17 protein-coding genes are annotated in these 16,116 nt (G+C 62.5%); all 17 read left to right on the top strand.

The features are described 5' to 3' along the window. The first annotated feature begins 23 nt into the window (after positions 1-23). The 17 genes from GGR36_RS04840 to GGR36_RS04920 all read left to right on the top strand — a co-directional run bounded on the left by GGR36_RS04840 (position 24) and on the right by GGR36_RS04920 (position 16,108). Positions 24-656, top strand: coding sequence for a YopT-type cysteine protease domain-containing protein (locus tag GGR36_RS04840; RefSeq protein WP_183632452.1), 633 nt, complete (start codon positions 24-26; stop codon positions 654-656). A 115-nt stretch (positions 657-771) separates the two neighbouring features. Beyond that, a complete protein-coding gene (locus GGR36_RS04845; protein ID WP_183632455.1) occupies positions 772-2,130 on the top strand; it encodes a tetratricopeptide repeat protein in 1,359 nt (452 codons plus the stop codon). Between the two features lie 82 nt (positions 2,131-2,212). Further along, complete coding sequence (locus GGR36_RS04850) at positions 2,213-4,429, top strand: type VI secretion system Vgr family protein (RefSeq protein ID WP_183632464.1); 2,217 nt, start codon at positions 2,213-2,215, stop codon at positions 4,427-4,429. A 26-nt stretch (positions 4,430-4,455) separates the two neighbouring features. Then, positions 4,456-4,935, top strand: a complete 480-nt coding sequence (locus GGR36_RS04855; protein WP_183632466.1) for a DUF6484 domain-containing protein — start codon at positions 4,456-4,458, stop codon at positions 4,933-4,935. A gap of 13 nt (positions 4,936-4,948) precedes the next feature. Then, positions 4,949-5,407, top strand: a complete 459-nt coding sequence (locus tag GGR36_RS04860; protein WP_183632468.1) for a DUF4150 domain-containing protein — start codon at positions 4,949-4,951, stop codon at positions 5,405-5,407. 4 nt (positions 5,408-5,411) lie between these two features. Then, on the top strand, positions 5,412-6,551 hold the full coding sequence (locus tag GGR36_RS04865; RefSeq protein ID WP_183632470.1) for a hypothetical protein: 1,140 nt from the start codon (positions 5,412-5,414) through the stop codon (positions 6,549-6,551). After that, positions 6,548-7,297, top strand: a complete 750-nt coding sequence (locus GGR36_RS04870; RefSeq protein ID WP_183632471.1) for a hypothetical protein — start codon at positions 6,548-6,550, stop codon at positions 7,295-7,297. The genes GGR36_RS04865 and GGR36_RS04870 overlap by 4 nt, the downstream gene beginning before the upstream one ends. A gap of 4 nt (positions 7,298-7,301) precedes the next feature. Beyond that, positions 7,302-7,883 (top strand): imm11 family protein, encoded by a 582-nt coding sequence (locus GGR36_RS04875; protein WP_183632473.1) that lies wholly within the window; start codon positions 7,302-7,304, stop codon positions 7,881-7,883. A gap of 33 nt (positions 7,884-7,916) precedes the next feature. Then, the gene (locus tag GGR36_RS04880; protein WP_183632475.1) at positions 7,917-8,495 is read left to right on the top strand and encodes an imm11 family protein; all 579 of its coding nucleotides are present in this window, start codon (positions 7,917-7,919) and stop codon (positions 8,493-8,495) included. An 18-nt stretch (positions 8,496-8,513) separates the two neighbouring features. After that, positions 8,514-9,095: an imm11 family protein gene (locus GGR36_RS04885; RefSeq protein WP_183632477.1), complete on the top strand. Its 582-nt coding sequence runs from the start codon at positions 8,514-8,516 to the stop codon at positions 9,093-9,095. Between the two features lie 18 nt (positions 9,096-9,113). Then, the gene (locus GGR36_RS04890; protein WP_183632479.1) at positions 9,114-9,395 is read left to right on the top strand and encodes a hypothetical protein; all 282 of its coding nucleotides are present in this window, start codon (positions 9,114-9,116) and stop codon (positions 9,393-9,395) included. Between the two features lie 12 nt (positions 9,396-9,407). After that, positions 9,408-10,178, top strand: coding sequence for an Imm49 family immunity protein (locus tag GGR36_RS21825; RefSeq protein WP_183632481.1), 771 nt, complete (start codon positions 9,408-9,410; stop codon positions 10,176-10,178). Positions 10,179-10,186: 8 nt separating this feature from the next. Then, entirely contained in the window at positions 10,187-11,215 is a 1,029-nt protein-coding gene (locus tag GGR36_RS04900; protein WP_183632483.1) for a DUF2169 family type VI secretion system accessory protein, read from the top strand. 9 nt (positions 11,216-11,224) lie between these two features. Next, positions 11,225-12,580, top strand: coding sequence for a hypothetical protein (locus GGR36_RS04905; RefSeq protein WP_183632485.1), 1,356 nt, complete (start codon positions 11,225-11,227; stop codon positions 12,578-12,580). Between the two features lie 276 nt (positions 12,581-12,856). Continuing rightward, the gene (gene tagH / locus GGR36_RS04910; RefSeq protein ID WP_183632487.1) at positions 12,857-14,626 is read left to right on the top strand and encodes a type VI secretion system-associated FHA domain protein TagH; all 1,770 of its coding nucleotides are present in this window, start codon (positions 12,857-12,859) and stop codon (positions 14,624-14,626) included. 19 nt (positions 14,627-14,645) lie between these two features. Then, on the top strand, positions 14,646-15,440 hold the full coding sequence (locus tag GGR36_RS04915; protein ID WP_183632489.1) for a PP2C family protein-serine/threonine phosphatase: 795 nt from the start codon (positions 14,646-14,648) through the stop codon (positions 15,438-15,440). A 14-nt stretch (positions 15,441-15,454) separates the two neighbouring features. Continuing rightward, positions 15,455-16,108 carry a glycine zipper domain-containing protein gene (locus GGR36_RS04920; protein ID WP_183632491.1) on the top strand — a complete coding sequence of 218 codons (654 nt, stop codon included), beginning with the start codon at positions 15,455-15,457 and terminating at the stop codon, positions 16,106-16,108. Positions 16,109-16,116: the final 8 nt, after the last annotated feature.

Below are 16,116 nucleotides of genomic sequence, written 5' to 3' on the forward strand. Positions count from 1 at the left end.
CCTATCGCGATCAGGAGACAGCTATGGCTTCCGTCTACGCTCAGTCAGCAACCAATCTCGGTGGCTCTTGCAGCGAATTTGAGCAAACGGTTTACATCAACGCGACCGGCTGGAATGACCCGGATCCGAAGAAACGCGGCGGCGCATTTCAGGCCGGCAAGGGTCTTGGCGACGGCGTCTGCTCGGCTCTTTCCGCTATGTACCTGGGTTCCCGTGCTGATTGGTCAGTATTCAAGAATGCAATCGTATCGCCGGGGGGACTCGCCCACATTCGAGGCCTTCAGAATCTCAACATTCATGCCGGCAACATTGGATCTTTTAACTTCGACAACATCTCGCAGGTCTATCAGGACGTCATGAGGCTCTTTGGAGTTTCGTTCAGTGGCCAGCAACGAACCGCCCAAAACAGCGAAGCAGCCGAAGGTGCCATCGGTATGGTGCGACAAGACGGGTTGTACTACTTCTCATTCTGGGGGCCTTTCGGCGGTCACACCGTCGCGCTCGCCAAGAAGGGAGACGCTTACAAGGCCTTCGATCCCAATTTTGGGGATGCGACGCTTCCTGACGCTGCCGCGTTCTCCCGATTCGTCAGTTGGTGGATTCCGAGCTATTACCCCGGCATCAATCGTTGGTTCGTGCAACGCTACTTTTCGTGAGCAGTACTAGGTCTGCCCCTAGACAACTGATTGGTACAAGCGAACGCCACCGACGACGCACCCAGGCCGCAGTCCGCAAATCCTCTTTGCACGCCCCTGATGTTGGATTGATCAAATGCTCACTGAGACCCAAGCGCCCGCGACATCGAACGTTTCCCCTCAAACCATGACGTTCGATGAGGCGGTTGCCTGTGCGGTGGAACTGCACCGCCGCAATCAATTTGATGCGGCGGAGAGCCTATACCTCAGAATCCTCGACGTCGCGCCCGGTCACCCAGACGTCCTGCACTTTCTTGGCGTACTGGCCAATCAAAGAGGCCGCGTCGGTCAGGCTGTTGAACTGATCAAACAGGCAATCAACGCCGTTCCAGACTTCCCCGACTTCCATAACAACCTCGGCAACATTCTGGCGCTGTCCGGTCGACTGAACGAAGCCGAAGCCCACTATCGGCGGGTGCTTGAGCTACGTCCGGAGAGTCCGGACACGCTGTCTAACCTGAGCACGCTGTTCCGGGCCCAGGATCGATTCGACGAGGCCGAGGCCCTGCTCCAACGTGCGCTGGGCATCGCGCCTGATCATCTGAAATCGCTGAACAACTACGGCCTGCTGTGCGACCGGTTGGGCCGCTGTGACGAGGCAGTCGGTTTCTACACGCGGGCCATTTCCCTGATGCCCAGCCACGCCGACGGTCACCATCTGCTGGGCGCACTGTATTTCACCCAGGGGCGACTTGAAGAAGCGGCTCGGGTCTACAAGCACTGGATGGATTCGATGCCGGACCACCCCACCGCGCGGCACATGTATGCCGCGTGCAGCGGCGTGGATGTGCCGCAGCGCGCCGCGGACGACTATGTCGAGCGTACTTTTGATCTCTTTGCAGACAGCTTTGAACAGCAGTTGCAGCAGAAGCTTTCCTACCGTGCCCCGGAGCTGGTGGCCGCGGCGGTCACGCGGGAACTTGCGCCGCCAGCCGCCACACTCGACATTCTCGATGCCGGATGTGGAACCGGACTTTGCGGCCCGCTATTCAAACCATGGGCGCGTCACTTGACCGGCGTCGACCTTTCCGCAGGCATGTTGCAGAAGGCAAGCGGAAAGGCGTGTTACGACCAGTTGATCAAGGCGGAATTGACGGCATGGATCGCCGCGCATCCCGATCAATTCGATGTGATCGTGTCGGCGGACACGCTGTGCTACTTCGGTTCTTTGGCGGAACCGATCGCTGCAGCTGCAGCGGCACTCCACGCAGGGGGCCTGCTGGGCTTCAGCGTCGAAGCGACGGATGTGTCGCTCGCGCCTGAAGGGCATAGAATCAATCCACACGGTCGGTACAGCCACACTACTGCGCATATCGAAGCATGCCTCGCACAGGCGGGGCTTTCCGCAGTTTCGATTGACTCCGAGATCTTGCGTACCGAGAACGGCAAACCGGTTGACGGTTTCGTTGTGGTCGCAAGCAAGACACCTGATTAGTCGACCGAGCCGTGCGAGCCACACAACTGAACCGCTCTTTGGACAACCCACCGATGTGCCTACGGCACGCCGGGAGACGCCTATGCAACTCGCGAGCCTCGTGAAAATCGTATCGCCGCTCGGCGGCGATTTGCTGTTTCGTTCGATGCACGGCCAGGAGGAAGTGAGCCGCCTCTATGAGTACAAGGTCACGGTTCTCTCGCCAAAGGACCAGATCGAACTCAACGACCTGATCGGCAAGACAGTATCGGTTCAGGTCGCACTCGAAAATGAAAAGATCCGCGAGTTCAACGGGTTTGTCACCGCGATGGCACAGACCGGCATTGAAGGTCGATACCACCGCTACCAGCTAACGGTCAGACCATGGGCTTGGCTGATGTCCCGCACGGCGGACTGCAAGATATTCCAGCAGAAGAGCGTTCCCGACATCATCAAGGCGGTATTCGCGGATCACGCAGTTGCCGATGTGAAGTTCTCGCTCTCCGAGTCCTATTCGCCCCGCGAGTACTGCGTGCAGTATCGTGAATCAGATCTTGGGTTCGTGTGCCGCCTTATGGAGCAGGAGGGAATCTACTTCTACTTCAAGCACAAGGACGGTCGCCACACGATGGTCGTGACGGATTCGTACGCCGGTCACAGCGCAAGCCCCGGATTCGAATCCATCGACTTCGTGCCCGATTCGGTCCGCGGCATCGAGACACGCAGCGGGCTTCGCGAATGGCGCCTGTCCCGAGAGATCCAGGCGTCGAAATACGCGTTGACCGATTTCGACTTCACCAAGCCGGGCTCCAACCTGCTCGCGACCAAGGCCGGCACCGTACCGGGCAAACACGCACAGGCTGATCACGAGGTCTTTGACTACCCAGGCGAATACGAGGTGCGCTCAGAGGGCGAACGATTGGCCCGCGTCCGGATCGAGGAACTGCGCCACCAGTTCGAACTTTGCCGAGGCAATGGCAATGTGCGCGGCCTCGCCTGCGGCGCCCTGTTCAAGCTCACCGATCACCCACGCGCAGATCAGAACCGCGAATACCTCATCCTCAGCGCGAGTTACACGATTGAACACGGTGGCCATGAAACTGGGTCAGGGTCCGGGGATGTGTTTGAAGTCTCCATCGAAACAATCCCGAGTCGACAGCCCTTCCACCCGGTGCGCGCCACACCCAAGCCTTTTGTCCAGGGCCCTCAGACCGCAATCGTCGTGGGGCCATCGGGCGATGAGATCTACACCGACAAGTACGGTCGGGTGAAAGTGAAGTTCCATTGGGACCGCTACGCCGATGGCCACGAGAACAGCTCCTGCTGGATCCGCGTGTCGCACCCCTGGGCTGGCAAGAACTGGGGCATGGTGGCGATTCCTCGCATCGGCCAGGAGGTCATCGTCGAGTTCCTCGAAGGCGACCCGGACAGGCCGATCATCACTGGCCGCGTGTACAACGCGGACCAGATGCCGCCTTACGATCTGCCCGCCAACATGACCCAGACGGGCATCAAGACTCGGTCGACAAAGGGCGGTGGCCCGGCCAACTTCAACGAGCTGCGCTTCGAAGACAAAAAGGGGAGCGAGCAGGTCTATCTGCATGCGGAGAAGGACCAGGCGATCGAAGTCGAACACGACGAGACGCATTGGGTGGGCCACGACCGCGCGAAGACCATCGACCACGATGAGATCGTGCATGTGAAGCACGATCGCACCGAACAGGTCGACAACAACGAAAGCATTACGATCGGTGTGAATCAGACCGAGACGATAGGAAATAACCGAATCGTCAGTGTCGGCACCAACCACTCTGAAACCATCGGCTCGGCGATGAGTATCGTCGTGGGCACATCGCTCACCGAATCCGTCGGCGTCAACTACGCCGAGACCGTTGGTGGGGCGATGGAACTCACCGTCGGCGCGGCGCTGCTGATTACCGTCGGCGCGGCGATGGCGGAAGTCGTCGGCGCGGCCAAGAGCGAAACAGTTGGCGGATCGAAATCGGAGAGCGTCGGGTCCAATCGTACCGTCACCGTGGGCGCCGACATGACCGAAAGCGTCGGCGGAGGAATGTCGGTGTCGGTATCGAAAGACGCCAAGCAGGCGATTGGTGGCAAGCAGATGGTCGAAGTTGCCAAGGAAGCCACACTGCAGGCCAAGAAGGTACAGATCACCGCCGACGACGAGATCAGCTTCAAGACGGGCAGCGCCGAGATTATCATGAAGAAGAACGGTGACATCACAATCAAGGGCGGCAAGATCACCGTAAAAGGTAGCGGCGACGTCGTACTCAAAGGCAGCAAGGTCACCGCGAATTGAGGGGTTTGACTATGGGCGCACACAGCTTGCAATCCCGTCGGCCGATCGCAAGGCAGGACGCAGAGCTTTCGCAAACGACGCCGCTTTCCGGCTGGATTACCGGTGTCGGCGGCGATGGTCGCTTGCACGTCGATTTTGCCGGTAACGCGTACGGGCCCCTGCCCGCGCGCAGCGTCGTCGATCTGAGCGCCGGTGATCTTTCGCCCGCGGGCGAACCCACGCCGGTACTGCTGGCGTTTGACCGCGGCGACCCCAAACTACCCATCATCATGGGAGTTCTGCGTGACGCCGTGCTGTGCTCGAAGCCTCACAGAAACGCGTCGCCCAATGACCTCACCGTCGGCGATCACTTGCAGTTCAGCGCGCGGCAAGACATCACCCTGCGCTGCGGCGAGGCAACGATCACCCTGCAGGCGGACGGGCGCATCGTCATCAAGGGCTCACGCCTGATTTCCCGCGCCTCCGAATCCAATCGTATTCGCGGCGCCTCGGTCGCGATCAACTGACAGGGCGCCCACCATGCCGGTTACGGTCGGAGTCAATTTCCTGTCGGTGGTGCACAAGGACAGCAATGGCATCACGATGGCCTTCCCCGACGTCTGCCAGACGCCCAGCCCGGCCGGCCCGATTCCGATTCCCTACCCGAACATCGCCAAGTCGTCCGACGCCGCGCAGGGGGCCGAAACCGTCAAGTGCGACGGCAATCCCACCTGTGTGAAGGATTCCAACTTCTCGATGAGTACCGGCGACGAAGCCGGAAGCGCAGGCGGCGGTGTGGCCTCCGGCAAGATCAAGGGGAAGGCCGAATTCGTGCTGTTTTCGTTCGACGTCAAATTCGAAGGCAAGAACGTCGCCCGGGCGACGGACCTGATGCTGCACAACGACAAGAACACGCCACCATTCCCGGTGATTCAGGGGCCGGTCGTCGCGCTCGGCGACGACAAGGGCGTTTGCATGTATTGCGGAAAGCCGCTCTGACCGCATGGACGTACTCGCCTACGGAATGGTCACGGCACTTGGCGGCGACGCCGCAACCAGTTGCGCTGCCGCCCGCGCCGGTCTGGTGCGCTCTCGGACGCTTGAGCATTTCCGCATGCGTTCGGCGGTCAGCGGTGAAGAAGAGCCGGTGATCGGGCACCCGGTGGTGCTGCTGACCCAGGGCTTCGAAGGCAACGCCCGCCTGCTTCGGCTCCTGCATGGCGCGTTGTCTGATCTTGCAATCCATGCCAGCACCCGCGGCATTTCACTCGATGGTCTGTCGGCCTACCTCGCACTGCCCGCCAGCGACCGCACCGACACTGGCGACGAATTGATCGCGGACGCTTCTGTCCGCAGTTCGCGACAGCAGGACCGCGAACCAGGCGCATCGCCGATCGACGAACACGCAAGGGGCGCCCGTCTGCTGCAAGGCGCTGCCGCCCTGGCACGCTGGCCCGCAGCCCCCTTCCTCGCCGGCGTATTTACCTCTGGGAATGCGGCGGGGCTGGCTGCGCTGCGCGCAGCCGCGATCGACTTGTCCAGCGGTCGCTGCACGCGCGCTCTGGTTATCGGCGTTGATTCACTGCTCGACGCGTCCACCTTGAACTGGCTGCAAGTGCAGGCCCGTCTGAAATGCGACGGCGCGCCCAGCGGTCTGCAACCCGGCGAGGCGGCGTGCGCGCTATTGCTGGCGGCGGCGGAACCAACGCTGGCACTAGGGCGGATTGCGAAAATGGCTGTCGCCGAAGAACCTGACAATCTCTTCGCCGGCGCCACCTGCACCGGCGCAGGTCTCGCGCGCGTACTTGCCGAGGGAGATGCTGCACCCCCGGATCAGCCCGTGTGGCTGATCAGCGACCACTCCGGCGAAACCTGGCGCGGATCGGAACTTGGGCACGCCATTACCCGCATGCGCTCGCAGTCAGCGCGTTACGCGACACCCGCGATCGACTACCCCGCCATCGCATTCGGCGACACCGCCAGCGCAAGTTCGCTGGTCGCAACGATCTGGGCGCTGCGCGCCTTCGCACGCCACTATGCGCCCGCGGACGGCGCAATCATCGCCGCCAGTTCCGAGGGTTCGCTGCGTGCCGCCGTGACGGTGCAGCGCGTTGCCACGACCGAAACAGGAGTGCGCACATGAGCGATGAGCACCAGCGCGGCGCCAAGAAGGGCGAGTTCTGCGGCATACCGGGGAACCCATGCGAATGCGGGAACGACTACATCAAGATCTGCGAGCCGGGTTGGAGTTCCCACACGTTCGCGCGCCTGGTCAAGGCAAAGGCAGGCAAGTTCGCTTTCGAAAAGAAATACGAAGCCCATCATGTCATGTGTGTGGCGCCAGTGTCGGCCGAGGTAATCGCAAAACCGGCAATTGAGGGCGTTGTCAAGGCCACCAAGTGGTGCATCAACAATTCGGACAACATGCTGGCGATGCCGCTGTGGGGTCACACCGTGATGTGGTACTGCGATATCACGGAAGATGGCGGCGAAATCAAGGACGATTCACCCGCCCCGCCGTTCGCAAACATTCCGCAGCATGACTGGGACCACAACTGCAAGCAAGGCTATACATGGGAAATCGAGCAGGAGGCGAAGAAGCTCGCCGACAAGCTCAAGGAGATGGGACACAAGGCACAGCCAAAAAATCTGGCGGGCGCACTCAATGCGCTGTCATCACGATTCAAGACCACGCTGGCCACGCGCGGTGGGCGAAAAGGGGGCACGCACAAAATGTTCATCGACGGGGCCTCCGATTCCGAATGGTGTCACCCGTTTTCGATGGCGTCCGACGGCAAAGTGACCTCCAAAGGCTTCCCCGTGCGCAGTTTCGACGAGCGCGTTGCCAAGTGGATCAAACGCATTGCAGAAGCAATCAAGGAGGGGTGAACACATGTCCAACTATGTCATCTGGAAATACGCGAGCTACCCGGCTGGATGTGTCCTTCAGGACATCAGCGGCTTTGAAGACACCTACAAACTGAAGAACGGAACGCCGCTGACCGGCCAGTTCCCGCGGGGAGTGTCGCTGCACATGAATCCCGACTTCCCTGACGATCTGGCGCTGGGCGACTCGCTGCTCAATAGCGACATGATCGTCGTCGGGTCGGCACGACTGAAAGACTTCCTCATCGCAAGAGCGATCCCGAATCTGGAGTTCCTTCCGGTCGCAATCGTCGATCACAAGGGCCGCCTTGCAAGCGAGGACTACTTCATCGTCCACCCCACGGTGCCCGTCGATTGCCTCGATCGCAAAGCCTCGGCCTATGAAGAAGACATTCTCGATCCAGACAGCATCGGCTTCATTTCGAAACTTGTGCTCGACGAAGCAGCAATTCCCCCCGATCGCCAGATCTTCAGCATGGCCGGATACTGGGATCTCACCTTCGCCCGGCGCGACCTCGCAGAGGCGCTTATCGCGGCAGGCTTCACCGGCATTCGCTTTATCGAGCCGTCCGAACATCCCGAAAGCTGAACCGGAGATCATTACGTCGCATCGGAGCGCCAAATGGGTTTCAGTGTGTGGACTTACTCGGATTCGTCGGGCGCCTGCTCGATCACCGAAGCGCGCGGCCTTGACCCGATCATGCCGCTCAAGGACGGCAGTCCGGCGCTATCGCTTCTTTCGGGCGCGTCTCTGGTGAGCGGGATGAATCCGGACCAGCCCGATGACATTGCCCTACTCGACAACGTCCACAACACGGACGGAATCCTCGTCGTCTCTGCTCGCCTGAAGACCTTTCTTAAATCGCAAGATCTGACGCATGTCGAGTACCTGCCACTCACGGTCGAAGATCACAAAGGGCGCGCGGTGTCGGAACCTTTCTTCGTAGTGCACCCGCTGCAGCCCGTCGATGCCATTGATCTCGAGGCCTCGGGTTGCAGGATGAGTCGGATAAAGAAAGATCGCATTCAGAGCATGGAGAAAATGGTGTTGCGGACTGCCGAGATCCCCGCAGACCGGCAACTCTTTCGCCTGAAGGGCCTGTGGGGGGTCACGCTGGTTCGCGAATCCTTGGCGCAGGCCATCACAGCGGCGGGGTTCACTGGCCTGCGCTGGCTCCCGATCGATGCTTATCCCGGCTAATCTGCCCAAGCAGACCTAATGTCCAATTACCTGATCTGGAAGTACGAGAGCTATCCGGGCTCCTGTGTCCTCAAAGACATGACCGGTCTGGACATGACCTACCGCCTCAACGACGGCACACCGCTTGCGTTCGGGTTTCCGTCGAACGTATCGATCCACATGAACCCGGATTACCCGGATGACCTCGTTCTTGGCGACTCGCTGCGAAACTCGGACATGCTGATCATTGCCTCCGCGCGGCTAAAGGACATTCTGGCCGCCAGGCAGATTCCGAAACTGGAGTTCCTCCCTGTGAGCATCATTGACCATAAGGGGAGCATCGCTAGTTCCGACTACGCGGTGATTCATCCAGTCGACCCGGTCGATTGCCTTGACCGGGAGAAGTCGATCTATGAGACCGGTTTCCTTGATCCAGACGCTATCGGAGATATTTCGAAACTGGTTCTCGATGAGGCGCTCATTCCGCCGGATCGCCAGATCTTTAGACTGGCCGGCTACTGGGATCTGAACTTCGCGCGGCGCGACCTCGCAGAGGCGCTGACGGCGGCAGGCCTAACCGGTATCCGCTTCATCGAATTGTCCGCGCATCCCGAAACCTGACCCTGACTGCTCCACGCCATGACACTCACCGTCGGCAAACTGCTCAAGGCCTTCTACGCCGATCCGCTGTACTGGCCGGCAGATGAAACCGGGCGCGCACACGCTGGCGAGCGCATCGTGGTCAACGGTGTCGTGCAGAATGATCGCGCAACCGAGGAGATCATCGATGCGCTGCGCGATGAGGACGTCGTCGAAGTCATCGGCGGGGAAGTCTGGGGCGGAGGCATCGACGTGAACGATGAACCAACCTTCGAAGCGCTGCTCGACCGCTGGCTGCGCGCCCATGCGAACACCCCCTGAAGCGGAAAGACCGTGATCCTCGCCGACTACCTCGAACCGCTTGCCTACGACATCGCCTTCTGGTCGCTGGGACAGGTATCGCCGGATGTGCGCGCGCAAGACCAGGGGCCGCTGAGCGTTGAGCTTGTGCGCAAACTGCGCGCGGCAGCCATCATCGTTCTGCTCACCAAGGCGGACGTCGATGGCTACTGTCACAACCTGATCCGGGCCGCTCGCGTGCGAGAGCGCTATCTCGAACTTGTGCGCAAGGACGGGCTTGTCGACGACCATCACTTCTGTGCCGGGCGCATCGAAGGTTTTCTGGCCGCCTGCGCCGCTGAAGACTTCGCGCTCGCCCGCACCATCGCTTCGCTCTCCCCCGGCGCCTGGCGGTCCGGTCACGAATACGAGGACGACTTCTGCTATGCGCAGGCACTCTTCAACCTGCTGGCACCGCAACGTGACGGCGTTGCGCTGGCTGCCATTTGCGCGCGCTGGAAGGGCGCACTGAAGGGCGCACCGGGCAATCGTCTCGCGGTGATCGAAGCGCTGCGCAGCAACGATGCCAGTGCCTTTGAAGCGTCATTCGAGGGATTACTCGATGAGCGCGCAGAGCGGATCTCGGCAGACATCGCACGCGGGCAACTCGAAGAGGCGCCGGTGATCGCCGACCGTCTGGTGTATGTGGAAGGTCTCGCACTGCTGCGCATCGCGCGCCGGCTGGGCTTCCCCTTGCAGCCCGACTATCGCTATTGCCCGTCGCTGGCGATGCAAGCGATGGTCAAACCGTTTCCCGGCGAATAGGTCTGGCGATGCCCCATCCCGAGATCGAAAACACCCTCGGTTTTCCAAGCGAATTGCTGTTCCTGGCGGACGAGTCCTCGCGCCCGCTGTGCGTGGTGCTTTTGCAAGCCAGCTACGTCATCGGAGAAGGCGGCGCGCTCAGCCGTTGCGAAGCCCCCGTGCCGATCGAACTTGCCGGCACCCATCATGGCGATCCAGCTTGCAGCAGCCCGCGCCTCGAATCACCGATAGCATTCTTCAAACCGACGACCGACGTCGTGCTCCTGGGTCATGCCCACGCGCCAAGGCCTCAAACGACCGAACTGCAGGTCGGCTTGCGCGTTGGCGCTCTGCAGAAAGTGGTCCGCGTCACCGGCGATCGCGTCATGAGCAAGGTGCTCGGTCGCCACAGCATTTCGCATCCGGCGACATTCGAAACCCTGCCACTGATCTACGAACGCGCCTTCGGTGGCACCGACACCCGCGACCCGAAGCCTGGCGTGCTGCGCTGCGAGCCCCGCAATCCGGTCGGTCGCGGCTATCGCGACCCGACGCTCGGCCAGGACGAAGAAGTCCTGCTGCCGAACCTCGAAGACCCGGATCACCCCTTCCGCGGCTACGGTGACCAACCACCCCCGGCAGGGTTCGGATTCATTGCCCCGCATTGGCAGCCGCGCGCGCGCCTTGCGGGTACTTACGACGAAGCCTGGGACAAGTCCCGCAAGCCCCTGCTCCCGCTCGATTTCGATCGGCGATTCTTCAACGCAGCCAGCCCCGGGCTGATCTCACCCAGTTACCTGCGCGGCGACGAGCAGGCGCTGGTCGCCAATGCATCCCCGGAAGGGCGAATCGAGTTTCAGTTGCCTGACACGGCCACACCGCACTGTCAGCTCAGCTTGCGCGGCCATCGGGTCGAGGAATTCCCCCTCTTGCTCGACACCGTCATCATTGATCTGGACGCGCGACGCCTGCTGTTGCAGCGGCGCGGGCACGCCGTCCTGCAACGGGGCCCGGAAGATGTAACGGGTGTTCGCATCCTGCGCCGTCGTCCCGGCTGATCCATCGATATGGCACTCACGACCCGCAGCTTCAAACTGGACCTCTACCTCGAACACATCGAGGAAGCGGCATTCCTTTACGAACAATGCATCGCACTGCGACGGCAAGCCGATTTCGCCTGGCGCCGCCTCGAGGATTTCGAAGCGCGGCTGGAGGCCCACCTCGATGCCTTGGTAATCGGCGGCCCGTTGGCGCTCGAATTGTGCGAACGGCGTGCGCATGAAGGCGAGCCAGGCGAAGTATTTGCCGCCGTCTCGGTGTTCTGCCGTCACCAGCGCGCCACGGAGTTCGGGCGCAGTCTGCGTGCACTCACCGAAGCCGAACAAGCGCATCGCGATGCGCTGGCCGCGGCGCTAGCACGAGAACTCCCGCCGGGCTGGGTCGAGCACTGCGGAAGCGCCCTGCAGCGCCACGAACCCGCACTGCAGCAAACCTTGCTCGACGTCACAGCCTTGCGTCGCCTGCCGCTCTCGGCGTCAATCCTCACTGCACCGCTCGGCGAACACGCCGGATGCTGTAGCGCCGCTGCGCGGGCGCTTGCCCGGCTGCGCGATCCGGCTTCGCAGCCGCTTCTGACAAAGCTCGCAGGTCACGCCTCGCCGCAAGTACGGATCGAAGCGCTCGCGGGCCTGCTGGCGCTGGGTGCGCCTGAAGCACTCGCGCAAGCAGGCACCTACGCGTTGCAGGAGCCACGAGCGTTGATCCTGCTCTCGCTCGCAGCAGGCCCCGGTGCGCTCGACATCCTTCTCACCGCGCTCCAGCAGGCATCGACATCCGGCACCGCCGCGCTCGCACTGGGCCTGTTCGGAGACCTGCGCGCGGTACGTCCGTTACTCAACGCCTTGCGGAACGAAGTCCTCGCCGCCCATGCCGCATGGGCGCTTTACCTCATCACGGGTGCCCCCTTGTTCGGCGAAGAGTTCGTCCCGGAGCCCATGGAGGCAGACGAACGCTTTTCGCACGAAACACATGCAGTGCAAGAGCACGGGGCTGCCGACGACCGTGGCGACGGGCGCCCCTTCGGCACAAGGCAACGCCTCCTCAGCCGATCGGTCGCAGCATGGAATGATTGGCTGGGTGCCAACGCGGCGCGGTTCGAGGCAGGCCGCCGTTATCGGCTCGGCCGGCTTGCAGGTCCGGCCAGCGTGCTCGAAACCCTCAGTGAGCCCCAGTTGCCGGATTCCGTCCGTCAGGCCGCAGCCGAGGAAGCACGCATACGCTACGACTGCGACCTGCCTTTCGAATCGAGCCTGCCGGTTCGCCATCAGGTGCGCGCCCTGCGTGGCCTGGCGCGCTGGCTGGAACAACACCAGGCGCGATTCAACGCCGGCCGGTGGTATTTTGCGGGGCGTGAACTCCCATGACCAAGCGTTACCCATATGCAATACAAGCCCCAGCAGGTGCGACGTGCGGGCGCGTGCCGAGTCCAGGACGCCGATGTCTGGTCGCGTAATGAGTGCCCCCCTTCACGTCTGCCTAGCCGATCTGAGAGGATACGAGGCACATTCAGCAGGTCGAGTCTGGCTTGGACTCACAGTACGTACGTTTCCGGGCACCCCGGGGCACCACACGTTCTCACGGCATTCAATCCGAAGGGCCTTGACTAGAGGCTCGCCCAAGCGAGCCGAGGCAATGACGACATGAGACTCATCGTTACCAGTTTCAAAGGCTTGCCCCCGTTGCAGCCGATCGAAGCGGAGTTTGGGCAGTCCGGTGGCAGCATCGGCCGCGAACCAGGGAATCAGTTGGTCCTGCCCGATCCGGAACGGCACATCTCGCGACTCCATGCGCAAGTGATCTGGGAACGTGGCGTTTTCCTGATCGAAGACCACGGTGGAAACCCCACTCTCATCAATGGACGACCGGTCGGGCGCGGCAACCGGACAGCGCTCGCCAATGGCGATCTGCTTGCCATCGGCGGCTACGAGTTGCGGGCAGAGGTGGAGCGCGCAGGAGTGAACTCCCATGCGGCGCCGACCACGCCGACAGTAGCGAGCGACCCGCTCGGCCTGTTCGGCAGTGCGCCGTCCAGCGACCCGTTCGGCGCGCCCGCCATGTCAGCGGCCGCGACGCCGCCAATCATGCCGCCTCGTGCCGCCGCTCCGATGCCCGCGCCGGTCGATGATCCGTTTGCAGTCTTCGCGGCCGCCGTGCCCACGCCCCCTGCGGCGACGAACACGGCACCATTGCCCGATCCGTTCGCAGCACCGCCGCCAGCGCCGAAACCAAGCGCGCCGCTGGGGATGGACCTGAATCTTGCGCCAGCCGCATCGGTGGATGATCTGTTCGGGCTTGGCGGGGGCAAGGGCGCAGCAGACCCGTTTGCCGGCACAGCGCTCTCATCGCATACCGACGCGCCGGCCAGCGCACCGGCTGCAATCGATCCGCTCGCGTTGTTCGGGGCCGCGCCTGCGGTCGCGCCGTCCGCCGCACCACTGCGCGACGACGCCCCGATGCTTGGCGAAGCCTTCACCCCACCACGCCCACTTGCGCCACAGAGCGCAGAGCCCCCGGCTGCAATGGCGCCACCGCCACAGCCAGCGCCCGCGCCAGAACCGGCTCCCGGCATCGTCTTTTCGTGGTCTGAGCCGGCAACGCCAAGCCCGGCCACCCCATCCAGCGCCGACACCGCCGAACGTGTGGTGCCGGCTGCGGGCACCGGGGCCGATCCGGGTGTCTCGGTGCGCATGGAATCCACGCCCTTTGCAACGCCGGTTGCGGCGCCGGCACAGCAAGCACCTGCGCCGACTGCGACGCCCCCCTCCGCGCCCGCGCCTGCACCGCTGCCAGCCGGCAACGAGGCCACACCGCCGGACGTTCTGCTGGCCGCATTCCAACGCGGGCTCGGTTTTCCATTGCAACCCGCCGACGGGCTATCGCCCGAGCGCATGGAGCAGATCGGCCGGGTGTTGCGCGAATCGGTCGCCGGCACGATGGCGCTTCTCACCGCACGCGCGCTGACAAAGCGCGAGATCCGCGCCGAAGTGACAATGATCGTGAGCAAGGAAAACAACCCGCTCAAGTTCGCGCCGGATGTCGAATTCGCGCTGGTTCAACTGCTCGCGCCACAGGGTCGTGGCTTCATGGAGCCAGTCAAGGCGATGCGGGATGCCTATGACGATTTGCGCTCACACCAGTTCGGCTTCATGGCCGGCATGCGTGCGGCCCTCACCGGCGTGCTCGCGCGCTTCAAGCCGGAACAACTCGAAGGGCGCATTTCGGCCCGAGGCTTCCTCGACAACGTCCTGCCCGGTTCGCGAAAGGCACGCTTGTGGGACCTCTATGAACAGCATTACGCTGACATCTCGCGCGAAGCGGAAGATGACTTCCAGACGCTGTTCGGTCACGCCTTCCTGAAGGCCTACGAAGAACAGATCGATCGCCTGGCGTCCGACCCAGGCCGCGAGTGACCCAGCCGCGGAGCCCCCGATGCTCGACCTAGAAACCGCCTATCTCACCGACCAGGGTGGCCGGTCGCGCAATGAAGACGCCTGCGGCTACTGGAGCTCCGACACCAGCGGCTGCTGGGTCGTGTCCGACGGCGCCGGCGGGCATGGCAGCGGCGACATGGCTTCACGTCTGGTCGTCAGCCGCATTCTCGAATCCTTTTCGGCCAATGCCCATGTCGGGTCTGATCGCGCTGTCGAATTGCTGCGCAGTGCCAACGACGCGGTGATCAACGCCAAGCGCAGCGGCGCCACGCAGGACGACATGCACGCCACCGTCGCCATGCTGATGATCGATCGCAATCGCGACGAAGCCATCTGGGGCCACGCGGGTGACACGCGGATCTACCTCTTCCGCGACGGCCAGGTCGCCTATTGCACTCGCGACCACAGCCTGGTGCAAAACCTCATCGACGCCGGCTACGGCAGCACCGCGATGATCCGCAGTCACCCGCAGCGTAGCCTGCTGACATCGGCGATAGGTTCGGCCGAATCGATCGAACTTTCAGTGGCCGGCACGCCCTTGCGCATCCAGCAAGGCGATGTATTCCTGATGTGCACCGATGGCTGGTGGGAATACGTTGAAGAAACCGACATGACGCGTCTGCTCGCGCACAGCACTTCGCCCGCCGACTGGCTGCAGCAGATGAGCGAAGCCTTGCGGGCAAAGGTAAGCTCGGGAAACGACAATTTCACCGCGATCTGCGTGCGGGTCGGTTCTGACGAACCCACCACGATCATCCGGACCGCGACGACCGCCACCACAGAACCAGCATGACCCGGAGAGCAAAAATGAAAAGCCATATCCGCATTGCGACCTACCTGGCGCTGACACCCTTCCTGCTCACCAGTTGCGCGACCACAGATCAGAAGACGCAGGATGCAGCCGTCGGCGCGGCAATCGGTTGCGCCGCGGGCGCCCTGCTCGCCAAGGTGACCTCGAACGACGTTGGCACCGCCTGTGCTGCAGGCGCTGTGGTCGGCGGCATCATCGGCTATCAGCGTGCGCGCAACAGCGAGATCGAGGAAGCGCGCAGGGCAGCCGACGCGGCGAAGTCAGTCGAGGGGGCAAAATCCTCGCCGGTACAGACCGACACGGTGAAAGTCACTGACCGTGAAACCGGGAAGACCGAAACGGTCCAGGCATTCAAGTCGGTGTCGGTTGATATTCCCCTGAGTCAGGTCGACACGCAGGATGGCCGCGAAGCGATGCGCAAGCTCAACGACTACGCCCGCAAGGTCGCCACTGAGCGCGGTGAAACGGTCGACATGACCATCGCCGTACCGTCGGAAAAAGTAGGCAAGACCAAGGTCGCCGCTCAGCAAACCCGTGAGGCGGCTGGCAAGGGCGCGGTGGTGCGCAATGTGGTGATCGACCCTCGCACGCCCGCAAACGTGCAGCGCGTGACCATCGAAGTCAAGAATCCGGCCCGACTCGAAGTCTGAGCGACTCA

This window comes from Niveibacterium umoris, assembly GCF_014197015.1.
GTDB classification, from domain to species: Bacteria; Pseudomonadota; Gammaproteobacteria; order Burkholderiales; family Rhodocyclaceae; genus Niveibacterium; species Niveibacterium umoris.